This is a genomic window from Marinobacter halophilus, from assembly GCF_003007685.1.
GTDB lineage: Bacteria > Pseudomonadota > Gammaproteobacteria > Pseudomonadales > Oleiphilaceae > Marinobacter > Marinobacter halophilus.
On the sequence record NZ_PXNN01000011.1, the window covers coordinates 305130 to 329226 of the forward strand.

A 24097-nucleotide genomic window follows, 5' to 3' on the forward strand; every position below is an offset into this window, starting at 1 on the left:
CCTGAACAGGAATGACACGATGAAAACGTCCGTAAAGAAACTCGCTACTGCAGTCGGCGCGTCCGTTGCCCTGATGGCGGCCGGCCAGGCCGCCGCTGAAATTCGCATTGGCATTGCCGGCCCGATGACCGGCCCTGTTGCCCAGTATGGTGACATGCAGTTCTCTGGCGCCCGCATGGCCATTGAGCGAATCAACGCCGACGGCGGCGTGATGGGCGAACAGCTCGTGGGCATTGAAGTGGACGACGTGTGCGACCCCAAACAGGCCGTCACCGTGGCCAACCGATTGGTGAACGAGGGCGTCCAATACGTAGTTGGCCATCTGTGCTCCAGCTCCACCCAACCTGCGTCCGACATCTATGAAGACGAAGGCATCTTGATGATCACTCCGGCATCCACCAGCCCGGAAATCACCCAGCGCGGTTATGAGCTGTTATTCCGCACCATCGGTCTGGACAGCATGCAGGGGCCGGTGGCCGGCAATTTCATCGTCAGCCAGAACCCGAACCGGGTGGCCGTCATTCATGACAAGCAGCAGTATGGTGAAGGCATCGCCACCGCCGTGCGCGATACACTGCGTGATGCCGGCGTTGACGTGGCCATGTTCGAAGGCATTACTGCCGGCGACAAGGACTTCTCGTCACTGGTCACCAAGATCAAACAAGCCAACGTCGATTTCGTTTACTACGGTGGTTACCACCCGGAGCTGGGCCTGATTCTGCGCCAGGCGCGCCAGGGTGACGTATCGTCCAAGTTCATGGGCCCGGAAGGGGTTGGCAACAAAGACATCAACACCATCGCCGGTGAAGCCGCCGAGGGCCTGCTGGTTACTCTGCCACCGAGCTTTGACGAAAAAGAGGAAAACCAGGATCTGGTCGCCGCCTTTGCCGCCAAGGGTGAAGACACCTCCGGCCCGTTCGTACTGACCTCTTACGCGGCCGTTCAGCTGATTGCCGACGGCATTGAGCAGGCCGGCTCTAAAGACCCGTTTGAAGTGGCCAAAGCCCTGCGGGCCGGAACCTTCGAAACACCCATCGGCACCGTTCAGTTTGACCAGGCCGGGGACATGGAGTCCTTCGAATTTGTGGTCTACGAATGGCATACAGACGGCAGCAAAACTCCAGTAAACTGAGCCAAAATCGTTAACAAACGGTAAACATGAGAACACCTTCCTGCCGCAACCCGGAGGGAAGGTGTTTTTCTGGGCTTCTGCTGTTCCGCTTTGCTACCCGCCGGACACCGCGGCAAGGGTACGAGGAGTGCGGACACCAGGCATTCGGAGTTCCACACTGATGCAAGACCTCCTCTATTTTTCACAGCAGCTCATTAACGGGCTGACGATCGGCAGTACCTATGCTCTGATCGCCATCGGTTACACCATGGTTTACGGCATCATCGGCATGATCAATTTCGCTCATGGTGAGATCTACATGATTGGCGCCTATACGGCACTGATCGCCATTACTGGACTGGCCACCCTGGGTATTGCCTGGCTACCGCTGATCCTGATCGTCGCACTGCTCTGTGCCATCATTGTCTCCAGTTCTATGGGTTGGGCGGTGGAGCGGGTGGCGTACCGGCCGGTACGCGGCCGGCATCGGCTTATCCCACTGATTTCCGCCATTGGCATGTCGATATTTCTGCAAAATTATGTCCACCTGGCCCAGGGTTCTCGCAACATCGGCTTTCCGGCGTTGATCGATGGAAGTTTTCGGTTTGGCAGTGGCGAAGGCTTTCAGATGTCTATCTCTTACATGCAGATCACCATCTTCATCACCACGTTAATCTGTATGACGGTGCTTTCGTTATTTATCTCACGCTCGCGCATCGGCCGTGCGTGTCGGGCCGTGTCTCAAGATCTGGGCATGGCCAACCTGCTCGGCATCGATACTAACCGCATTATTTCCGCAACTTTTGTCATTGGCGCTGCCTTGGCGGCCGTCGCGGGGCTGTTGCTGGGCATGTACTACGGCTCGGTTGACCCGCTGTTCGGCTTTATCGCCGGCCTCAAGGCCTTCACCGCAGCGGTGCTTGGCGGCATCGGCAGTATTCCCGGCGCCATGCTTGGCGGCCTGATTTTGGGAGTCGCGGAAAGCATGACTTCCGGCTATCTGAGCGGCGAGTACAAAGATGTAGTGGCGTTCAGCCTGCTGATCCTGATCCTGCTGTTCAAACCAACCGGACTGCTTGGCAAACCGGAGGTTGAGAAGATCTGATGGCAGCACATAATGTTAAACACGCCTTGTTCTGTGCAGTGGTCACGCTGGTGGTCGCCTACCCCATCCTCGGTCTCAACCTGGTGGCGCAGGGCACCCGCGTTGGTCTGGAAGGGGCGGATGCCAGCACCATTATCATCATTTTTCTGGCCTCGGTGGCGGTATTTGCTTTCCAGCTTTACCGTGACACCATCATGGCAAGCTTGAGCAAAGCACCCAGGCTGAACCCCCTGGCGGGGCGGGAGCCAATGCCTCAGGCCAGAAGGGTCAAACTGGAATCCTGGGTACTGACCGGCATCATTGTCTTGGCCCTGTTCTGGCCGTTCTTCGTATCCCGCGGCTCGGTTGACCTGGCCACTCTGGTGTTAATCTACGTGATGCTGGCACTCGGCCTGAACGTGGTGGTTGGTCTGGCCGGCCTGCTGGACCTGGGCTACGTCGCCTTCTACGCAGTGGGCGCGTACACCTTCGCGTTGCTGTCCCAGTACATGGGCATCTCATTCTGGATGGCACTGCCGCTGGGCGCCCTGTTCGCAGCCCTGTTCGGGCTAGTACTCGGCTTCCCGGTACTGCGATTGCGAGGCGATTATCTGGCCATCGTCACCCTCGGCTTCGGCGAAATTATCCGCATCCTGCTGAACAACTGGACTGCGGTCACGGGTGGTCCTAACGGTATCGGCGGCATACCGGAACCCACCCTGTTCGGCATGGAGTTTGGCCGCAGGGTGAAGGAAGAAGGCAACACCTCCTTCCACGACACCTTCGGCATTGCGTACAGTGGTGAGCACAAGGTGATTTTCCTGTATCTGATTGCCCTGGTGCTCGCCGTCATTACCGCTCTGGTAATTCGCCGCCTGATGCGCATGCCCGTTGGCCGTGCCTGGGAAGCCCTGCGGGAGGATGAAATTGCCGCCCGCTCACTGGGCTTGAGCCGCACCGCCGTCAAACTGTCAGCGTTCACCATCGGCGCCTTCTTTGCCGGTTTTGCCGGAACTGTGTTTGCCTCCAAGCAGGGTTTTATCAGCCCCGAGTCTTTTGTGTTCCTTGAGTCGGCCATCATCCTGGCCATTGTGGTGCTGGGGGGGATGGGCTCACAGCTTGGTGTGATCCTGGCTGCCATTGCCGTCACCATTCTGCCCGAGCTGGCCCGTGAGTTTTCTGACTACCGCATGCTGGTGTTCGGTGCTGCGATGGTGCTGATGATGGTTTGGCGACCGCAGGGCCTGATGCCCATGCGCCGAACTCACATTGAACTCAAAAGGCAGGAGTGACAGACATGTTAGACGTTCAGAATCTGTCCATGCGCTTCGGCGGCCTGCTGGCAGTAGACCAGGTAAGCCTGGATATTCAGGAGCATGAGATTGTTTCCGTCATCGGCCCGAACGGTGCCGGAAAAACCACCGTGTTCAACTGCCTCAGCGGTTTTTATAAGCCGACCGGAGGCAAAATTTTGTTTGAAGGCCGGGAGGTACAAGGCAAACCGGATTACAAAATCTCCCGACTGGGCATGGTGCGTACCTTCCAGCACGTACGCCTGTTCAATCAGATGAGCGTGGTTGAAAATCTGCTGGTGGCCCAACACCGGCACCTGAACACCAATCTTTTGGCCGGCCTGATCAAAACCCCGAATTACCGGGAACGAGAAAAAAAGTCACTGGACCGGGCTGCCTACTGGCTGGACCGCGTCGGCCTGCTCGAACTGGCCAACCGCGACGCCGGCAACCTGGCCTACGGCCAGCAGCGACGCCTGGAAATTGCACGCTGCATGGTGACTGAACCCAAACTGCTGATGCTGGACGAACCGGCCGCAGGCCTGAACCCGGCGGAAACCAAAGAGCTCAACCAACTGATTGTCAGCCTGAAAGAGGACTACAACGTTTCCGTGCTGCTGATCGAGCACGATATGAGCCTGGTGATGGACATTTCTGACCGGATTACCGTGATCAACCAGGGCCGGCCGCTGGCCAGCGGCACCCCGAGCGAAGTCCGCCAGAACGACGACGTGATCAAAGCTTACCTGGGCGAGGCCTGAGGACAAACCATGCTAGTACTGGAAGACGTTCACACTCACTACGGCAAAATCGAGGCGCTGCACGGGGTTTCCGTTGAAGTTAAGCAAGGTGAGATTGTGTCTCTGATTGGCGCCAATGGCGCCGGCAAAACCACTTTGCTGATGACGGTCTGCGGCAACCCCCAGGCCAGCTCCGGGCGCATCATCCTGGAAGGTAAAGACATCACCAACGAAGCCACTTCCAACATCATGCGCTCGGGCATTGCCATTGTGCCGGAAGGCCGGCGAGTATTCTCCGGCCTGACCGTTGAAGAAAACCTGCACATGGGCGGGTTCTTCAACACCAAAGCCGAGATCCGCAAAAGTCTGGACCACGTGTACGAGCTGTTCCCCCGCCTGAAAGAACGGGAACACCAGCGTGCCGGCACCATGTCTGGTGGCGAGCAACAAATGCTCGCCATCGGCCGCGCGCTGATGAGCAAACCCAAAATGATCATTCTGGATGAGCCATCACTGGGGCTCGCGCCCATCATCATCCAGCAGATTTTCCAGATCATCGGTCACTTGCGGGAAGAAGGCATTACCGTGTTTCTGGTCGAGCAGAACGCCCACCAGGCGCTGAACCTGGCTGACCGGGGCTATGTACTGGAGACAGGCCGCATACGACTGCATGACACCGGCAAGAATCTGCTGGCGAACCCGGAAGTGCGGGAGGCGTATCTGGGGAGGTGATCATTGCCAGCCAACAAAAAAGCCGGAACGGGATAGGCCCGTTCCGGCTTTTTTGTTGGCTAAATCAAGACGCGTTACTTAATGCTCTTGATGGTGCCTTTGTAGCCTTCGACCGTTACGTCAATGGTACCGAAGAAGCCGTAGCCTTCTTCTTTAACTGTGTAACGAGGAGCCACGATCACGTCAGCACCAGATTCGGTGATGGCGTTGTAGGCAGCAGCAGCTTTAACCTTCTCAGTCAGGGAGGCTCCGCCGATCGGCAGGAATGAGGAAGCTGTGCCGTTCACACCGTAAGAAATACCATCCGCATACTCACTTTCTGCGCCCAGAGTCAAAAGACCGAACAACTGAGTTACGGAAGACTTGCCGGTGATTTTTTCACCAATTTCGATGTCCGCCTTGATGTCGGTAGTTACACCACCGGTCAACGGCAAGGAAGGTGCACTGGTATTCAGTGAACTACAGCCAGACAGCGCGCCAGCCAGGACCAGGCCAGATGCAATAAGAACTTTTTTCATAATGATGTCTCCATGTGTTTTTTAAAGCCTTCTTGGCCAACACACTATACGGAACAGGGCTATATATAACAATACCGCATAATCGATTACTTTTTAGACTATTTGGTTGTAAAACAACCATCCAGCAGTGGCGCGTTATGACTAACTTGTGTTATTAAAATATCGTCTATACTCAAATGAGCGGTCTATAGCGCAGGGCTTTTCCCTTCCGGGCCGCTCTCACCTAACCGGTTTAACCGTTCTGACGTTAGGTGTTTTGCGACGCAAGCAAAAAACCACATAAAGGAGTGGATAATGAAAAAACTGATCGCAGGTGCAATTCTTCTTGGCGCATCCTCCATGGCATTCGCACAACCAGGTTGTGGTGTAGGCGCCATGATCTGGAAAGGACAGTCCGGTATTGCCCCACACGTACTGGCCGCAACCACTAACGGAACCTTCGGCAACCAGACCTTTGGCATGACGACCGGTACTCTCGGCTGTCAGACCAACCAGTCCGTTCAGTCCATGGCCATGTATATGGACAGCAACATCGATAAAGTAGCCCGAGATATGTCCCGCGGTACTGGCGAGAACCTCGACACTCTGGCCGTTCTTCTTGGCGTTGGTCAGGCAGATCGTGATTCCTTCCGCAAAGTCCTGCAAGACAACTTCGCCCTAATCTTCCCGAACGCCGATACCACATCTGGCGAGGCGGTTGATGCTATCGTTTCGCTACTGGAACAGAACGAGTCGCTGAGCAAGTACGTAGCGGCCTGATATCTGTCAATTAATGGATTCCGTAAGCGCCATGGATGGCGCGCAATCGCTTCTCCCAATCAAACCGGACGCACACTTTTCCTATGGGCAACCCCTTGCGCACTGGGCAAGCCGCACTCTGGCTTGCATGTTCTCTCGCAACGCAGGCAGCTATCGCCGCCACACCCGAACAACTCCACAAGCACCCGGTTTGGCTGACGCTCGGTCACTATCATGAAGACACTCTCGGCTCCGGCCACACTAGCCAGGCGGATGATCCAGCATTTTTCCTGAGCGAGAACGGCAAAACTTCCCCCCGGGACGAACTGGCCGCCACGCTTGAGGCGATACAACAACCCGGTGGTGGCGATGACCACGCCAGCTGCCGCTTCCCGGCCCGAGACGCCTGGTTGCGTGAGCAGCTCAATTTACCGAGCACTTCGGCGGACTGCCCGGCCTATGAAGAATGGTTCGAGGCACTGAACACCGAAAAAGTCACCCTGGTGTTTGCGGCGTCTTACCTGAACAGCCCGTCTTCCATGTTCGGCCACACCTTTCTGCGGCTCGACCCACCCCAAGACGATACCGAAGCCGATCTGCTGCTAGCCAACACCATTTCCTACGCGGCCGACGCCGCCGAGCACGACAGTGAGCTGCTGTTTGCCTACCGGGGCATCTTCGGTGGTTATCCGGGCATAACCTCCATCCGTCCATACTACGAGATGATCCGGCTGTATAACGACATCGAGCACCGGGATCTGTGGGAATACACCTTGAACCTGAGCCAGCCTGAGGTCGACACCCTGCTCGCCCACACCTGGGAAATTCAGGACAAGAATTTCGACTATTATTTTTTCGACGAAAACTGCGCCTACCGGCTGCTGGCGCTGATTGATGCGGCCCGCCCCGGCACCGACCTGCTGGACGAAGTCAGCACGCACGCCATTCCGTCCGACACCGTGCGCTGGGTGCGCGATGCCGACCTGGTGGAGAGCGTTCGCTACCGGCCGTCAGCCGCCACCGCCGTCAGCCACAGCCTGGACACCCTGCCCCGGGATCATCAGACCATCGCGGCGGCGATCGCCAATGGTTACGTGCAAGTGGACGGCCCTGAAATGCAGCAGCTGTCGGATCAGGAGCGCGCCTGGGTGCTGGACGCCACTTATGACTACGTGCGTTACCAGAGCGAAGCCAAAGGCTGGCCAAGAGAGTTTGCCGCGCCGCTGTCGCACCAGTTACTGGTGTCTCGCAGCCGGCTCGAAAACGCTCAGAAAATTCCGCCGGCTCCCGAACCCAAAATTCGGGATGATCAGGGCCACGACACCTTCCGAGTCAGTCTGGGCTCCGGGCAACTGGAGCATCAGGCGTTCACCCAGCTGACCCTGCGCCCCGCCTACCACGACGTGCTCGACCCTCCGGCGGGATACCGCACCGGGGCGCAATTGCAATTTCTGAGACTGGACGCGCGCCTTTACCACAACAATAACGAGCTTCAGGTCGAACAGCTTGTCGGCGTGGAGATACGTTCCCTGAGCCCCCGCAACCCGTTCTTCTCGCCCCTTTCCTGGCAGGTTGGCTTTGGCGGCCGCCGCACCGACACCGGCACCGACCGGGTGTTTACGCCCTACCTTGAAGGCGGCGCCGGCGGCAGCTGGAGCCTGGGCCAGTACACCCAGGCCTTTGCCGTCGCCACCGCCGACCTGGAAATCGACGACGACCTCCGCCGCGGCCACGACTTTGCCCCGGGCGCAGACCTCGGCCTGCTGCACCAGAACAACCGCTTCAGCCTGCTGGCCGGCGCCAAAACCAAAGCCTGGATCATCAACAGCCAGCACCGCCAGGATCAGCTCTACCTGAAAGGCAATCTGCACATCGGCCGGGAATTCAGCCTGTTCGCCGAATTCACCCGGGAAGACCACTTCGACAGGTACCAAAGCCTATGGCAGGCCGGCATCCACGCTTACTTCTGAGCCAGCGTTTTATCCAACGCGCAGTCACACTCAGCGCCCGGACCGCCGCACTGGCATTGGTCGTGCTGCTGACCAGCTGCAGCAGCGTCTTCTTCTACCCGGACAAAGTGACCTACATCACCCCGGACCGGCTCAACCTGGACTACCAAGACGTCTACCTCGACACCGCCGACGGCGAAACCCTGCACGGCTGGTGGCTACCCGCGATGTCCGAAGAACCCGCCAAAGGCACCATCTACTACCTGCACGGCAACGCCCAGAACGTCAGCGCCCACATCTTCAACGTCGCCTGGCTGCCCGAACAAGGCTATAACGTCTTCACCATCGACTACCGCGGCTACGGCCAGTCTAGCGGTGCCCCGGACATCGAAGGCTCCCTGCACGACGTCGAAACCGGCCTGCGCTGGCTGGCGCAGCGCCAAGGCGAAAGCCACCAGCCACTGTTCTTGCTCGGCCAAAGCCTCGGTGGCGCCCTGGGCATCGCCCTCGCCAGCGAATGGGTCCAGCGGGACGAACAACCCGCCCTCAACGGCGTGATCCTCGACGGCACCTTCTCCGGCTTCCGCCTGATCGCACGGGAAAAACTTGGCGAATTCTGGTTAACCTGGCCCTTCCACATTCCCCTGAGCCAGACCATACCCGACGACTACGAGGGAGTGGACCGGATTGCCGCCATCTCGCCGGTGCCGGTGATGATCATCCACAGCGAGCGGGACGGCATTATTCCGTTTGAGCATGGGGTGAGACTTTATCAGGCGGCCAAGCAGCCGAAGGAATTTCTCAGCACCGATACGCCCCACGGGGCGACGTTTATCATTCCGGCGTATCGGGAGGCGATGTTAGAGTTTATGGAAAGACAGTTTTTGCCACGGAAGAACACGAAATAACACGGAAAAAAGGAGACTAACAAGCAGCCAGGAAAATGTCTGGCGCGGAGGTTGGGAAGGCCCTTTCAAAAGTCTTGAGGGCCAGGGACGGCCCGAAAGAAGCGCACATGGATGTGCTCGTAGCGTCTTTTGAAAAGGCCTTCCCAATCTCCGCACAACATCCAAACAAGACCGCCCATAAACGAGAAAACCCGCCGAAGGGCGGGTTTTCATACAACGGACTAAGAAACCTTAGTCAGCGAAGTCAGTCGGCTGCTCGCCTTCCTTAACTTCCTTCATGGACAGCTTAACGCGGCCACGATTGTCCACATCCAGTACCTTGACCAGAACTTCCTGACCTTCGCTCAGCTCGTCAGTCACGTTCTCGATACGGCGTTCAGAGATCTGGGAAATGTGCACCAGACCATCCTTGCCTGGCAAGATGTTCACAAACGCACCGAACTCGACAATCCGCTCAACGCGGCCCTTGTAGAGTGCGCCCACTTCGATCTCGGCGGTGATCTCCTTCACGCGATTGACAGCAGCTTGAGCGGCTTCTGCGTTATCGGCATAGATCTTCACGTTGCCATCGTCATCCAGATCGATAGACGCGCCAGTCTCTTCACAGATAGAACGGATTACAGAACCGCCCTTACCAATGACGTCACGGATCTTGTCCGGATGGATCTTGATGGTGGTAATGCTCGGCGCACGATCAGACAGCTCGGCACGCGGCTCGGAGATCACCTTGTTCATCTCGCCCAGGATATGCAGGCGAGCTTCGTGAGCCTGCTCCAGAGCCAGCTCCATGATCTCGTCAGTGATGCCGTTGATCTTGATGTCCATCTGCAGGGCAGTGATGCCCTCTTTGGTACCGGCAACCTTGAAGTCCATGTCGCCCAGGTGATCTTCATCACCCAGAATGTCGGTCAGAATCGCGAACTTGTCGCCTTCCTTGACCAGACCCATAGCGATACCGGCAACTGCAGCCTTGATCGGTACACCCGCGTCCATCAGCGCCAGACTGGAACCACAAACAGATGCCATGGAACTGGAACCGTTGGACTCTGTGATCTCGGATACCGCACGAATGGCATACGGGAACTCTTCCAGAGTCGGCATAACCGCCAACACGCCACGCTTGGCCAGACGACCGTGACCAACCTCACGACGACCCGGAGTACCGACACGACCAGCTTCACCTACCGAGTACGGAGGGAAGTTGTAGTGGAACAGGAACGGATCCTTACGCTCACCTTCCAGGGCGTCGATGATCTGAACGTCACGGGTGGTACCCAGAGTGGCTGTTACGATAGCCTGGGTCTCACCGCGGGTGAACAGCGCAGAACCGTGAACAGACGGTAGGATGCCTACTTCCACTTCGATCGGGCGCACGGTCTTGTTGTCGCGGCCGTCAATACGCGGCTTGCCTTCGATAACCTGTTGACGAACTACCGACTTTTCGACCTTGCCAAAGTACTTCTTGACCAGCTCTGCGGAAGGCTGACCTTCCTCTTCACCGGCCAGCTTTTCAACAGCGCCAGCCTTGATTTCACCCAGACGGGTGTAACGGGCCATCTTGTCACGAATGGCATAGGCTTCTTCGATGGCGCCACCGAACTCTGCCTTGATGCTGTTAAGCAGCTCATTGTCGACCTGCTCTGGCTGCCAATCCCAACGGGGCTTGCCGTTTTCAGCGGCGAATTCCTTGATCGCGGTAACCGCAGTCTGCATTTCCTGATGAGCGTAAAGTACACCACCCAGCATCTGATCTTCGCTCAGGCCTTTGGCCTCAGACTCAACCATCAGAACCGCGTCTTCAGTACCGGCAACGACCATGTCCAGCACGGAGGTTTGCAGTTCTTCGAAAGTCGGGTTCAGGAAGTAGCCTTTCTCGTTGGTGAAACCAACGCGGGCAGCACCGATCGGACCGTCAAACGGAATACCTGAAATAGCCAGTGCGGCAGAAGCCGCCAGCATGGCGGCGATATCAGGATCGTGGTTCTTGTTGGCCGACATGACCGTCAGGATGACCTGAACTTCGTTCATGAAACCGGTCGGGAACAACGGACGGATCGGACGATCGATCAGGCGCGAGGTCAGCGTCTCTTTCTCGGAGGGACGGCCTTCACGCTTGAAGAACCCACCAGGGATTTTGCCCGCAGCGTAGGTTTTTTCGAAGTAGTTAACGGTCAGCGGGAAAAAAGGCTGACCCGGCTTGGCGTCTTTGGCACCCACAACGGTGCCCAGAACGGAGGTGTCACCGGTGGTAACAAGAACAGAACCGGTAGCCTGACGGGCAACACGGCCAGTTTCCAGGGTGAAGGTTTCGCCACCCATTTCAAACGTTTTCGTACGTGGTTGCAGATCCACTATTAACTCCTGCTTTTCGACTGTTGATCCAGGGCCGGATGACCAATTCATCCGTACTCGTGTGTCCATCACCGCAGCAGCTCAATCTGTGAACCAAAGGCAGCCCGTCTGAAAGCTAACAGGCTGTTGCAAAACCCCGGCGAGGCGCGCAGTTATAAGCTGCTGCACCCGGGTTTTTCAACAACCTGCTATCAATTTCGGCTTTCCATTACGACAGGAAAAATCCTTCGGTGTCACTGACAAATCAACTGCAGCAAATTCGCTTTCCGGCTTCCCCATAACGGGTAAGCACAGACAGCGGGAGAGAAGCTCGGCTGAACCCGGACAATTCCGGGCCAGCCGTCAGGTCGTTAAACCGGATTAGCGACGCAGACCCAGACGCTTGATCAGCTCAAGGTAACGGTCAGCGTTTTTACGCTTCAGGTAGTCCAGCAGCTTACGACGCTGGTTTACCATCCGGATCAGGCCGCGGCGGGAATGGTGATCCTGCTTGTTGGCTTTGAAGTGATCCTGCAGCTTGTTGATGTTAGCGCTCAGCAGTGCCACCTGAACTTCAGGGGAACCGGTGTCGCCATCAGCTTGCTGATAATCATTAACGATCTGTGCTTTCTCATTGGCAGAAAGTGCCATATTACACCTCATTGGTTGCGATGCTGATACATCCGGCCGAACCGCGCATCTCTACAGCCCGGCTATTCAACGGCGATGTTAATTGCCGTTATTCTTGACCAGACGGCGAGGCACCAGATTGGTACCGTCACCTTCCGGCAGAGCTTCTACCAACCCGACAAAGGAACGATCGCCGTAGACACGCACGAGACCTTCAAAGGGCTGATCCGGTATTCTAACCGGTTGTCCGTTCAATATCGATACCAGCGACGAGCCCGACAACCGGTACTCCGGGAACATGGTGAGAGCACTTTCCGGCGGCAGTAGCAGCCCATCCAGACTCTCGCCATTTTCCCGCATGGCCTCCAGGGCTTCGACATTATGGGCTTGTGACAGGCTGTAGCCTGCCGCCAGGGTGCGCCGCAAGGCAATGACATGACCGCCACAGCCCAGTGCTGCACCAATGTCCTCCACCAATGAGCGTATGTACGTACCCTTGGTGCAGCTAACCGCCATGTCGAGCTCGTTGTCACGAACCGCCAGCAGTTTCAGCTCATAGATGGTAACCGGACGGGCCGGACGCTCAATCTCAATACCTTCCCGGGCATACTCATAGAGCGGTCGGCCCTTGTGCTTGAGCGCCGAGTACATGGAGGGAACCTGCTGGATCTCGCCACGGAAGTTCTCCAGGACTGCCTCGACCTCTGCTGCAGTCAGCGCGGGCACTGGCTTTTCTTCAACCACCGCCCCCTCGCTGTCACCAGTTTCTGTCCGCACACCCAAACGAGCGGTGGTTACGTAGGCCTTGTCACTGTCCAGCATCATCTGGGAGAACTTGGTCGCTTCACCAAAGCACAGTGGCAGAACGCCGGTGGCGAGAGGATCAAGGGCACCTGTATGGCCGGCTTTGGCAGCACCGTACAGGCGTTTAATCTGCTGGAGAATCCCGTTGGAAGTGACACCCTGGGGCTTATCAATCACCAGGATGCCGTTTACCTCACGCCCTTTATGCCTACGACTCAAGCGTCACGCTCCGGGTTATCGGATACGGGTTCGTCGTTGTCGTCCCGAGGAACGGCGGGCTGATCACCCACCGCTTCACGGATCAGGCGATCCATCTTGCGGCTCTGGTTGAGCAGACTGTCGAAATGAAAACGCAGCTGAGGTACCACCCGCAATTTCATTGCCCGCCCGACCTGGCCCCGCAAAAACCCGGCAGCACTGTTCAGCACAGACAGCGAGTCTTGCACGGCTGGAGATTGCTCGGTCAGCTCTTCTGTAGACAGCAACGAAACATAGATATCCGCATAACCCAGATCACGGCTAACCTTGACGGCATTCACTGTGACCATACCAACGCGAGGGTCTTTCACCTCACGCTGGATGAGCTGGGCGAGTTCACGTTGCATCTGATCACCAATGCGATCTATGCGACTGAATTCCCGTGGCATCAGGCCCCCGTCGATTCAAGCTGACGTTCAACACGGACGCGATCAAACACTTCGATCTGGTCGCCTACTTTCACGTCATAACCCTTAACACCGATACCACATTCCATACCGTTACGAACTTCCGGTACGTCATCTTTGAAGCGACGCAGGGATTCCAGTTCGCCTTCAAAGATCACCACGTGGTCGCGCAGGACACGGATCGGCTTGTTACGGTAGACGTTACCTTCGATCACCATGCAGCCCGCCACCTGGCCGAACTTCGGTGAACGGAAGACATCACGCACATCGGCAATACCGATAATATCTTCCCGGAACTCGGGCTTCAGCATACCCGTCAGGGCTGCCTTCACGTCATCAAGCAGGTTGTAGATGATGCTGTAGTAGCGCAGATCCAGACCTTCCTGCTCAACCAGACGCTTGGAAGCCGTATCCGCCCGCACATTGAAACCAAAGATAACGGCGTTGGTCGCCATGGCCAGACTGACGTCGGTTTCGGCGATACCGCCAACACCGGACGACACAATCTTGACCTGCACTTCGTCGTTACCCAGATCCTGCAAAGCCTTGACGATGGCCTCAAGAGAACCGCGCACGTCGGTTTTAAGCACAACGTTGAGGGTTTTAACCTCATCTTTGCCCATGTTCTCGAACAAGTTTTCAAGCTTGGATGCCTGCTGGCGCTGCAAGCGGTGTTCACGCTCACGAGTCTGGCGGAATTCTGCCAGCTCTTTCGCCTTCTTTTCGTCAGCAACCGCGTAGAACTCGTCACCGGCATCGGGTGTGCCGTTGAGGCCCAGGATCTCGACCGGAATCGACGGGCCAGCGTCTTTAACTGGCTTGCCCGCTTCGTCGGTCATGGCGCGCACTTTACCGAAAAACGAGCCCGCAACGACCATGTCACCCTGGCGCAAGGTGCCGTTCTGTACCAGTACAGTGGCGACGGAACCGCGACCACGTTCCAGACTGGATTCAACCACCACACCTTTGGCGGAAGCATCCGGGGATGCTTCAAGCTCCAGCACTTCGGCTTGCAGCAGAATGGCTTCCAGCAAATCATCGATACCGGCGCCGGTATGGGCAGAAACCGGGATAAACTGAACGTCACCGCCCCAGTCCTCCGGAATCACATCAAGAGCAGCCAGTTCGTTCTTGATGCGGTCAGGATCAACCCCTTCCTTGTCCATCTTGTTGATGGCAACCACCAGGGGTACACCGGCTGACTTGGCGTGCTGCACCGCTTCCTTGGTTTGCGGCATAACACCATCGTCGGCGGCCACCACCAAAATAACGATGTCGGTGCACTGGGCACCACGGGCACGCATAGCGGTAAAGGCAGCGTGACCCGGAGTATCCAGGAAGGACACCATGCCGTGATCGGTTTCAACGTGGTAAGCACCAATGTGCTGGGTAATACCACCGGATTCGCCCGCAGCAACCTTGGTGCGGCGGATGTAATCCAGCAGCGAGGTCTTACCATGGTCAACGTGACCCATCACACTGACCACTGGCGCACGCTTGATCTTCTCTTTGCCTTCGTGCTGCACAGAGATGTTGCTCAGCACTTCCTCTTCCAGAGCATCGTCGCTGACAGCTCTGGGCTTGTGGCCCAGCTCTTCGGTGACGAGCATGGCGGTTTCCTGGTCCAGCGGCTGGTTGATAGTGGCCATAACGCCCATTCCCATCAACGTTTTAATCACATCGGCGGCTTTTACCGCCATGCGCTGTGCAAGATCACCGACGGTGATGACTTCTGGTATCTGTACTTCTCTAACCATGGGCTTGGTTGGCCTCTCGAAAGCATGACGCTTTTCTTTCGGTTTCTTTTTAGCCCGCAACTGCTTACGAGGGCTGCTATCGTCCTCGTCCTCAGAAATGACCAGTGGTTCGTCAACCGGACGGCTGCGAGGACCGCGATGGCCAGCCTGTTTCTTCTTGGGCTTGCCTTCTTCGACATCGTCGCTACGCTCGCGCACCTTCTCTTTCTTTTTCTTTGGCTTGCGATCCCGGCCTTCGTCTTCCGGCGGGGGCATGGGCATGTCCTCCGGCGCTGTTGCCGGCTCAGGCGCTTTCTTCGCCGCAGGTGCGGCCTCAGCCTGTTCCGGCTCTGGCGCCGCAGACACTTCTTCTGGCTGCTCTGCAGCCACCTTCGGCGCCTCTTCGACGACCGGCGTTTCGGCCACCGGCTGCACTACCGTGTCTTCCAGCTTCTGCACTTCCGCCTCGGCTTCCTCAGGCTGCGTTTCGGCACGCTTGATATAAGTCCGACGCTTGCGCACCTCCACATTCACAGTCTTGGCCTTACCGGCCTTCAGCGTGGTGGTGGTTTTGCGCTTCAGTGTAATCTTTTGCGGCTCAGCCCCGGCATCGCCGTGGTTCTTTCTCAGATACGCCAGCAACTGCTGCTTCTCATCGCTGGTGACAGCATCGTTTTCACTGCGGGCTTTCAGGCCCGCTTCTACGATCTGCTTCAGCAAACGATCCACGGGAGCGCCTACGTCTGCGGCCAGTTGTTTTACCGTTACATCAGCCATACTGGTCTCCTCTCCCGAATCAGGCCTGGTCTTCAAACCAGGGTGCACGTGCCGTCATAATCAACTGACCCGCACGTTCTTCATTCATACCTTCAATATCGAGCAGGTCATCTACAGACTGCTCGGCCAGATCTTCCATGGTACGCACACCCATACCGGCGAGTTTGAACGCCAGAGAACGGTCCATGCCTTCCATTTCCAGAAGATCTTCCGCGGGTTCCGCGCCTTCCAGGGCTTCTTCGCTTGCCAGCGCCTGGTTCAACAGCACGTCCTTTGCACGGGTCCGCAATTCTGTGACGGTGTCTTCATCAAACCCGTCAATTGCCAGCATTTCTTCCATCGGCACATAAGCCACCTCTTCCATAGAGGTAAAGCCCTCGTCGATCAGAACACTGGCAAATTCTTCATCCACATCCAGGTGCTTGGTGAAGTGCTCAACCAGTCGAGTATACTCCTGCTCCTGGCGCTCACCCGCTTCCTCTTCGGTCATCACGTTCAACGTCCAACCGGTCAGTTCGGTCGCCAGACGAACGTTCTGCCCGTTCCGACCAATGGCTTGAGCCAGATTGTCTTCGGCAACGGCAACGTCCATGGTATGACGATCTTCGTCCATCACGATGGAGGCCACTTCCGCCGGCGCCATCGAGTTGATAACCAATTGCGCAGGATTATCGTCCCACAGCACGATATCAACCCGCTCACCACCCAGCTCATTGGATACCGCCTGCACCCTGGAGCCACGCATACCAACACACGCGCCTACCGGATCGATACGGCGATCGTTGGTTTTAACCGCAATCTTGGCGCGCGAACCGGGGTCACGGGCGGCGCCACGGATTTCAATCAGCTCTTCAGCAATTTCCGGTACTTCAATGCGGAACAACTCAATCAGCATCTGAGCATCAGAACGGCTCAGAATCAGCTGTGGGCCGCGGTGATCGGTACGAATTTCCAGCAGCAGTGCCCGCACGCGGTCGCCCATACGAAAGGTTTCACGCGGAATCAGGTGCTCGCGGGGCAACAAGGCTTCGGCGTTGGCACCCAGATCTACAATGACGTTGTCACGTGTCACTTTCTTGACCGTACCAGACACCAGCTCGCCTACGCGGTCACGGTAGCTGTCGACAATTTTGGCGCGCTCAGCCTCGCGAACTTTCTGGAAAATGATCTGCTTGGCAGCCTGAGCACCAATCCGACCGAAGGCAACCGACTCAACCTTTTCTTCGTGCATGTCGCCAGGACGCAGATTGGTGTCGATTTCTTCCGCTTCCTGCATGGTGAGCTCTGTGCCCAGCGCCGGAACCGCATCGTTATCCACCACCAGCCAGCGGCGAAAAGTTTCATATTCCCCGGTCCGGCGATCGATGGAAACCCGAATGTCTGCCTCTTCGTCGTCATAACGTTTTTTGGCAGCGGTAGCGAGTGCGAGTTCGATCGCCTCAAAAATCACATCCTTCTCGACACCTTTTTCGTTCGAGACGGATTCCACGACCAGCAAGATCTCTTTACTCATTGGATTGCCCTGCCCTAAAAATAATCGATACACCTACAAATTTATTCGAATGTGTCATTCAAAAACCGGAATTATGTTGGCTCTGTCTATACTGTCAAACGGCAACAGGTACTCATGGTCATCCGCCACGATCACGACTTCGTCGCCCTCTATCCCTTTGATCAGCCCCTGAAATTTGCGCCGTCCTTCAAAGGCCATGCGCAACTTGATCTGTACCTGGTGACCAACAAATGCCTCGTACTGCTCAAGACGGAACAATGGCCGGTCCATACCCGGAGAAGACACCTCAAGGGTGTACTCACTCTGAATCGGGTCTTCCACGTCCATTACGCCACTGACCTGACGACTGACTTTTTCGCAGTCTTCGATGCCAATGCCATTCTCGACATCATCAATGAATACCCGAAGCATGGACTGATAGCCCCGGGAACGATATTCGATACCCCAGAATTCATACCCCAGCCCTTCTACTACCGGGCGCAGGATGTCTTCCAGTTGTCTAAGCTTGGCTGACAAGTGTCGCCGCCTCCGTCTTGAGATTTTCGTACCACAAAAACAAAAAAAGGGCTGTTGATCAGCCCTTTTTATGCACCAGGGCCCTTTATGCCAGGCCCCTTAATCAAAAAGCCCCTACGAGTGGGGCTTTTTGTTGCAAGAATACGCAGAAAGCCAACCCAAACCGGCCCCCTGCCGACAGACACCTGGCCTGCCTGGACACCACGAAACTATCGCAGCAACCAATATCCGCCGGATTATAGTGACGCCGCGCGGAGTGGTCAAGGACTGACCAAAAAAAACGGCCTGGATACTCCAAGCCGCCGTACTTAATAATGGTGCCCAAGGCCGGACTCGAACCGGCACGGCTTTCGCCACTACCCCCTCAAGATAGCGTGTCTACCAGTTCCACCACTTGGGCAGCACCCTTTACTCGAGATCGGGAAGTTGTGACTCCCCGACCCCGGCTTCGCCATCTGCAGATGCTTCGTTACCAGGTACGGAATCAGCCGGTGCTTGACGGGATTCCTGAACCACCGGAATACCAGCCTCACCTGCCACTTCTGCACGCTGCTTAGCAAAGATTGCCAGCGAAAAACTTGTTACAAAGAAAACAACCGCCATCAACGTGGTCATACGGGTCAGGAAGCTACCGCTGCCCTGGCTGCCGAAGACCGTCTGGGAGGCTCCACCACCGAATGCCGCACCGGCATCTGCGCCTTTGCCCTGCTGGATAAGAACCAGGCCCACCAGCGCCACGGCAATCACGACGTGAACTACCACTACTAGTGTTTCCATCCAATCCATACAGACTCTCGTATTCGTGTCGGCTTACGCACCTGCCGGAAAAGCCCGGCAGATACTGACAAATTCTTCGGCCTTGAGGGACGCACCACCAATAAGACCACCATCGATATCGGGCTCTGCAAACAGAGCGGCCGCATTATCCGCTTTTACACTGCCCCCGTAAAGTACCGAAATGTTCTCGGACGGAGCGTTTATTCGCTCAAGCACGCCGCGAATTTCTGCATGCATGGCCTGGGCATCTTCTGAGGTGGCGGTTTTGCCGGTACCAATCGCCCATACAGGCTCGTAGGCAACCACCACACGCGACCATTGATCGGCACCTACCATCGCCAACCCCTTCTCAACCTGATCCGCAACAACTCGCTTTGCTTCACCAGCTTCACGCTCTTCAAGCGTTTCGCCGACACACAGCACAGCGGCCAGACCAGATTCAATAACACGCGCGACCTTCAGGGCAATCACCGAATCCGTTTCGTCGAACAACTGACGGCGCTCGGAGTGCCCTACCAGCGCATACTGACAACCCAGATCCCGCGCCATATCGGACGAAACCTCACCAGTGTATGCACCTGAACGCCACTGACTGACATTTTGAACCCCAGCAGCCAACTCGGCTCCACACAGGGAAACGACCGAATCAACGTAAAGCGCGGGAGGAACAATAACCACATCCAACCCACTTCTCACTAAATCGTCGAGATTGCTAACCTGCTCGCGAATATCGCCAACCAGCTGCTGCACCAGGTCTTTTGACCCGTTCATTTTCCAGTTACCGGCTACAATTCTGCGACGCATACCCAATCTCAATCGTCCCGACTTTAGGGAGGGCGAACTATACAGCAGTCATTTGACCTGCACAACCCGCCTCAGCCCACAAAATCAGGGTGTTGACTGCTCAACCACCCGGGCCAGCTGATCAACAACGCGATTGATATCGTCCGCGTTCTGCCCCTCAGCCATCACCCGGATCAACGGCTCGGTTCCAGAGGCCCGCAAAAGGATCCTGCCGGCGCCACCAAGATCCGCCTCTGCCCTGCGCATGGCCTCGACAATATCAGCACGACTGAGCGGATCAAAGCGCTGGGCAACCCGTACATTGACCATTTTCTGTGGCAACTTGCTCATCCCCTGACGCAATTGCGCCATAGTTTTTCCGGAGCCCCGAATCGCCAGCAGCACCTGCAATGCCGAGACGATACCGTCGCCGGTGCTGGTGCAGTCACGAATCACCATGTGCCCGGAGCCTTCGCCGCCGACCAGCCAATTATTTGCCAACAGCCGCTCCATCACGTAACGATCGCCAACACTGGCGCGCTCAAACTCGATACCGATCTCGCGCAGTGCCAACTCTACACCCAGGTTGGTCATCAGAGTTCCGACCACCCCACCGTGCAACCGACCCCTGGCGTGACGCTGTGAAGCCAGGATATACAGCAATTCGTCGCCGTCGACTTCAGAGCCGTCCTGGTCAACCATCAAAACCCGATCGCCGTCACCATCAAAGGCAATACCCAAATCTGCTTTCTTTTCGACAACAACCTGTTTTAACGCATCCAGATGGGTGGAGCCCACGTTCAGGTTGATATTAAGGCCATCCGGATTGGCGCCAATCACAGTCAGCTGCGCCCCCAGCTCCTGAAACACTTTTGGGGCCACGTGATAGGTGGCACCGTGGGCGCAGTCCAGCACAATGTGCATGCCGTCGAGAGTGAACTCATTGGGCACAGTGCTCTTGCAGAACTCGACATAGCGACCCGGCGCATCATCCACGCGGCTTGCCTTACCCAACTCGTTGGGGTCACACACTTCTATGGGTGTATCCAACCAACGCTCAATCTCGGCCTCCAAAGCGTCGTCGAGCTTGGTACCGGAAGGGGAAAAAAACTTGATACCGTTATCGTGGTGCGGGTTGTGAGACGCACTGATCACAATCCCAGCCGATGCCCGGAACGTCCGGGTCAGATAGGCAATGGCCGGGGTCGGCATCGGCCCCAGCAGCTTCACGTCCACCCCGGCGGCCGACAACCCGGCCTCCAGCGCTGATTCGAACATATAACCGGACAACCGGGTGTCTTTACCAATCAATACGCTGTTGTGCTGACCTTTGCGCTTGAATGCCTGGCCTGCTGCCCAGCCAAGGTGCAGCATGAACTCCGGTGTAATCGGGCTTTCGCCCACATGGCCCCGGATACCGTCAGTACCAAAATACTTGCGCTGGGACATCAGATTGCCTCCTTTACGGCCGTCACGATCCTGACGGCATCCACAGTTTCCCGCACATCGTGCACCCTCAGGATGCTCGCGCCTTTCATGGCGGATATTGTCGCGGCAGCGAGGCTCGCCGGCAACCTTTCGTTTACTTCCCGACCGGTCACAGCACCCAGCATGGATTTGCGAGACACCCCAATCAACAGCGGATGGCCAAGCAAATGTAGTTGTTCCAGCGCTGCCAGTAACTGAAAATTATGCTCAACGGTTTTGCCAAATCCGAACCCCGGATCAAGAATAATATTTTCTGCCCGCACACCGGCGCACTCTGCTCTCCGCACTCGCTCGGTCAGAAACGAGCTAACCGCTCGGCGGACATTGCGGTAGCGGGGATCATCCTGCATGCTATCCGGCTCACCCTGAATGTGCATGATGCAAACCGGCACATTGGCAGTTGCGGCTGCCTCCACCGCTCCATCCCGCTGCAGCGCGCGAACATCGTTAATCAGGCCCGCACCCAGCTTTACCGTTTCCGTCATCACCACCGGGTTGCTGGTATCTACTGAAATCACCGTATCCAGCTCCCGGGCCACCGACTCGACTACAGGGCATACCCGGTCCAACTCTTCCTGCGTGGAAACCGACGATGCCCCCGGCCTGGTCGATTCTCCACCGATATCAATAAACGCCGCGCCATCGTTGACCATTTGCCGGGCGCGTAGCAACGCCGTATCCACCGAGTTAAATCGACCGCCGTCCGAGAAAGAATCCGGCGTTACGTTTAGAATGCCCATCACATGACATCGGGACAGGTCCAGCACTCGGCCGGCAAAGTTCATTTTCATAGCAAGTGTTCCGGATATTCAAGATTCAGAGGCGCCAAACACAAACGCCGCCCGAAGTTCGGGCGGCGTTTGTGTGGCTTTAATCAGCCTGAGCGATCAGTGCTCGCCGGCGGGCCGACCCACTCCAGGCTGCCGACCATCATCTGAGCCCCGCGGCTCTTGAGCCACTTCCGGCTCATCGGCTTTAACACCACCCGTGGGACCGTTGTCTCCCCAACCCTTCGGCGGGCGGGGCGTCCGGCCTTCCATGATGTCATCTATCTGGTGACGATCAATGGTCTCATACTTCATCAAAGCATCGGCCATCAGGTCCAGCTTGTCACGATTGTCGACCAGGATTTGCTTGGCGGTCTCGTAACAGGTGTCGATAATGTTCCGGACTTCTTCATCAATCCGCTGGGCCGTCTCCGGCGAGTACACCGTCTGGCTCTGGCCTGCAGAACGGCCGAGGAAGGGCTCTTCGCTGTCCGTATCATACTGCAGCGGCCCAAGTTTCTCAGACAGACCCCAACGGGTCACCATGTTGCGGGCCAGACTGGTTGCCCGCTCAATGTCATTAGACGCACCGGTGGTAACGCCATCGAACCCAAGCGTCAGCTCTTCGGCGATACGGCCACCGAACAGGCTGCAGATGGAGCTGATCAGAAAGCGCTTACTGTGACTGTACCTGTCCTCTTCCGGGAGGAACATGGTGACACCCAGAGCACGCCCACGCGGAATGATACTGACCTTATAGACAGGATCGTGTTCCGGCACCAGCCGACCAACGATGGCGTGGCCAGACTCGTGGAATGCCGTATTCCGCTTTTCTTTCTCGCTCATTACCATCGACTTGCGCTCAGCGCCCATCATGATCTTGTCTTTGGCGAGTTCAAATTCTTCCATGGATACCAGGCGCTGGTTACGGCGTGCCGCAAACAAAGCCGCCTCGTTCACCAAGTTAGCAAGATCGGCACCGGAGAATCCGGGGGTGCCACGGGCAATCAGAGCCGGCTCAACACTTTCATCCAGTGGCACTTTTTTCATGTGCACCTTGAGAATCTGCTCGCGGCCGATAATGTCTGGCAAACCAACCACGACCTGCCGATCAAAACGGCCCGGGCGCAGCAATGCAGGGTCCAGTACATCCGGACGGTTAGTGGCAGCGATCACGATAACGCCTTCGTTACCCTCAAAGCCGTCCATTTCGACAAGCAGCGCGTTCAGGGTCTGCTCACGCTCATCGTGACCACCCCCCATTCCAGCACCACGATGACGACCCACCGCATCAATTTCGTCAATAAAGATAATGCACGGGCTCTGCTTCTTGGCCTGCTCGAACATGTCCCGGACTCGAGATGCACCCACGCCCACAAACATTTCTACAAAGTCCGAACCGGAGATCGAGAAGAACGGCACCTTGGCCTCCCCCGCAATCGCCTTGGCCAGGAGGGTTTTACCGGTACCCGGCTGACCCACCATGAGCACCCCTTTGGGGATACTGCCACCGAGCCGCTGGAATTTACTAGGATCCCGCAGGAAGTCCACCAGCTCCTTAACGTCTTCCTTTGCCTCATCCACGCCGGCGACATCACCGAAGGTGGTTTTGATCTGATCCTCACTCATCAGTTTGGCTTTGCTCTTGCCAAACGACATGGGACCTTTGCCACCCCCACCGCCCTGCATCTGGCGCATGAAGAACACAAACAGCGCAATAATAATCAGGATCGGGAACGCCGCTACCAGAAGCTGTGTCCACAGGCTCTGGCGCTCAGGCTCCTTACCAATCACTTCGACGCTATTGGCGAGCAGATCATCCATCAGCTTGTTGTCAGAGACCTGCGGGCGAACGGTCTGGAACTGGGAGCCGTCACCGCGGACACCCTGAACCTGCAGACCGTCAATCGTCACCTGCCGGACCTGGCCCTGCTGGACCATCTCCACAAACTGTGAATAGTTGACTTGTTGCCCGCTGGTGGTGGGAGTGAAATTCTGAAACACCATCAGCAGCACGGCGGCTATTACTAGCCAGAGAACCAGATTTTTTGCCATATCGTTCAAGGATCATCACCTGTGAATTGCAGGGCCGCGGCTGCGAGGCCGCCAGCCCTTTTCGGACACCTTACACCAAATGTACGCTCGTCCACCAGAAACGGCCCATCCGCTACCGACCGACTACTACTCATATTGGGCGCCATATCTGAAATTACAACGCCTGCAGGACGAACACCCTAA

General features: G+C 56.8%; 21 protein-coding genes and 1 tRNA gene. 8 read left to right on the forward strand and 14 right to left on the reverse strand.

Features of this window, described 5'->3' with window-relative positions; genetic code table 11:
* Window positions 1-19: 19 nt before the first annotated feature.
* From C7H08_RS07785 to C7H08_RS07805, 5 genes are all read left to right on the forward strand, one after another.
* Window positions 20-1132 (forward strand): branched-chain amino acid ABC transporter substrate-binding protein, encoded by a 1113-nt coding sequence (locus C7H08_RS07785; protein ID WP_106671173.1) that lies wholly within the window; start codon window positions 20-22, stop codon window positions 1130-1132.
* 160 nt (window positions 1133-1292) lie between these two features.
* Window positions 1293-2216: a high-affinity branched-chain amino acid ABC transporter permease LivH gene (gene livH / locus C7H08_RS07790; RefSeq protein WP_106671174.1), complete on the forward strand. Its 924-nt coding sequence runs from the start codon at window positions 1293-1295 to the stop codon at window positions 2214-2216.
* Complete coding sequence (locus tag C7H08_RS07795; protein WP_106671175.1) at window positions 2216-3487, forward strand: high-affinity branched-chain amino acid ABC transporter permease LivM; 1272 nt, start codon at window positions 2216-2218, stop codon at window positions 3485-3487. Before livH ends, C7H08_RS07795 begins: the two co-directional genes overlap by 1 nt.
* Window positions 3488-3492: 5 nt before the next feature.
* Window positions 3493-4248: a high-affinity branched-chain amino acid ABC transporter ATP-binding protein LivG gene (gene livG / locus C7H08_RS07800; RefSeq protein WP_106671176.1), complete on the forward strand. Its 756-nt coding sequence runs from the start codon at window positions 3493-3495 to the stop codon at window positions 4246-4248.
* 9 nt (window positions 4249-4257) lie between these two features.
* Complete coding sequence (locus tag C7H08_RS07805; RefSeq protein WP_106671177.1) at window positions 4258-4959, forward strand: ABC transporter ATP-binding protein; 702 nt, start codon at window positions 4258-4260, stop codon at window positions 4957-4959.
* 74 nt (window positions 4960-5033) lie between these two features.
* Here C7H08_RS07805 and C7H08_RS07810 read toward each other — a convergent pair whose 3' ends face one another.
* Window positions 5034-5477, reverse strand: a complete 444-nt coding sequence (locus C7H08_RS07810) for a hypothetical protein (RefSeq protein WP_106671178.1) — start codon at window positions 5475-5477, stop codon at window positions 5034-5036.
* 294 nt (window positions 5478-5771) lie between these two features.
* Between C7H08_RS07810 and C7H08_RS07815 the strand changes: the two genes are divergently transcribed.
* From C7H08_RS07815 to C7H08_RS07825, 3 genes are all read left to right on the forward strand, one after another.
* Window positions 5772-6236, forward strand: coding sequence for a DUF3015 domain-containing protein (locus C7H08_RS07815; RefSeq protein ID WP_106671179.1), 465 nt, complete (start codon window positions 5772-5774; stop codon window positions 6234-6236).
* A gap of 83 nt (window positions 6237-6319) precedes the next feature.
* Window positions 6320-8185 (forward strand): Lnb N-terminal periplasmic domain-containing protein, encoded by a 1866-nt coding sequence (locus C7H08_RS07820; protein WP_106671180.1) that lies wholly within the window; start codon window positions 6320-6322, stop codon window positions 8183-8185.
* Window positions 8155-9072: an alpha/beta hydrolase gene (locus tag C7H08_RS07825; protein ID WP_106671181.1), complete on the forward strand. Its 918-nt coding sequence runs from the start codon at window positions 8155-8157 to the stop codon at window positions 9070-9072. The genes C7H08_RS07820 and C7H08_RS07825 overlap by 31 nt, the downstream gene beginning before the upstream one ends.
* Window positions 9073-9303: 231 nt before the next feature.
* Here C7H08_RS07825 and pnp read toward each other — a convergent pair whose 3' ends face one another.
* From pnp to ftsH, 13 genes are all read right to left on the reverse strand, one after another.
* Window positions 9304-11418, reverse strand: coding sequence for a polyribonucleotide nucleotidyltransferase (gene pnp / locus C7H08_RS07830; protein WP_227663255.1), 2115 nt, complete (start codon window positions 11416-11418; stop codon window positions 9304-9306).
* A gap of 366 nt (window positions 11419-11784) precedes the next feature.
* On the reverse strand, window positions 11785-12054 hold the full coding sequence (gene rpsO, locus C7H08_RS07835; RefSeq protein ID WP_044389340.1) for a 30S ribosomal protein S15: 270 nt from the start codon (window positions 12052-12054) through the stop codon (window positions 11785-11787).
* Window positions 12055-12132: 78 nt separating this feature from the next.
* Window positions 12133-13056, reverse strand: a complete 924-nt coding sequence (gene truB / locus C7H08_RS07840) for a tRNA pseudouridine(55) synthase TruB (protein ID WP_106671183.1) — start codon at window positions 13054-13056, stop codon at window positions 12133-12135.
* Window positions 13053-13484, reverse strand: a complete 432-nt coding sequence (gene rbfA, locus C7H08_RS07845; protein WP_106671184.1) for a 30S ribosome-binding factor RbfA — start codon at window positions 13482-13484, stop codon at window positions 13053-13055. Before rbfA ends, truB begins: the two co-directional genes overlap by 4 nt.
* Window positions 13484-16015: a translation initiation factor IF-2 gene (infB, locus tag C7H08_RS07850; protein ID WP_106671185.1), complete on the reverse strand. Its 2532-nt coding sequence runs from the start codon at window positions 16013-16015 to the stop codon at window positions 13484-13486. The genes rbfA and infB overlap by 1 nt, the downstream gene beginning before the upstream one ends.
* Window positions 16016-16034: 19 nt before the next feature.
* The gene (gene nusA, locus C7H08_RS07855) at window positions 16035-17528 is read right to left on the reverse strand and encodes a transcription termination factor NusA (protein WP_106671186.1); all 1494 of its coding nucleotides are present in this window, start codon (window positions 17526-17528) and stop codon (window positions 16035-16037) included.
* A gap of 54 nt (window positions 17529-17582) precedes the next feature.
* Window positions 17583-18044, reverse strand: coding sequence for a ribosome maturation factor RimP (gene rimP, locus C7H08_RS07860; RefSeq protein ID WP_106671187.1), 462 nt, complete (start codon window positions 18042-18044; stop codon window positions 17583-17585).
* Window positions 18045-18359: 315 nt separating this feature from the next.
* Window positions 18360-18444, reverse strand: a tRNA-Leu gene (locus tag C7H08_RS07865).
* Window positions 18445-18452: 8 nt separating this feature from the next.
* Window positions 18453-18830 carry a preprotein translocase subunit SecG gene (gene secG / locus C7H08_RS07870; protein WP_106671188.1) on the reverse strand — a complete coding sequence of 126 codons (378 nt, stop codon included), beginning with the start codon at window positions 18828-18830 and terminating at the stop codon, window positions 18453-18455.
* A 24-nt stretch (window positions 18831-18854) separates the two neighbouring features.
* A complete protein-coding gene (gene tpiA / locus C7H08_RS07875; RefSeq protein WP_106671189.1) occupies window positions 18855-19625 on the reverse strand; it encodes a triose-phosphate isomerase in 771 nt (256 codons plus the stop codon).
* 84 nt (window positions 19626-19709) lie between these two features.
* The gene (gene glmM, locus C7H08_RS07880) at window positions 19710-21053 is read right to left on the reverse strand and encodes a phosphoglucosamine mutase (protein ID WP_106671190.1); all 1344 of its coding nucleotides are present in this window, start codon (window positions 21051-21053) and stop codon (window positions 19710-19712) included.
* Complete coding sequence (gene folP / locus C7H08_RS07885; protein ID WP_106671191.1) at window positions 21053-21883, reverse strand: dihydropteroate synthase; 831 nt, start codon at window positions 21881-21883, stop codon at window positions 21053-21055. The genes glmM and folP overlap by 1 nt, the downstream gene beginning before the upstream one ends.
* Window positions 21884-21979: 96 nt before the next feature.
* Window positions 21980-23923, reverse strand: coding sequence for an ATP-dependent zinc metalloprotease FtsH (ftsH, locus tag C7H08_RS07890; protein ID WP_243411421.1), 1944 nt, complete (start codon window positions 23921-23923; stop codon window positions 21980-21982).
* Window positions 23924-24097 lie beyond the last annotated feature (174 nt).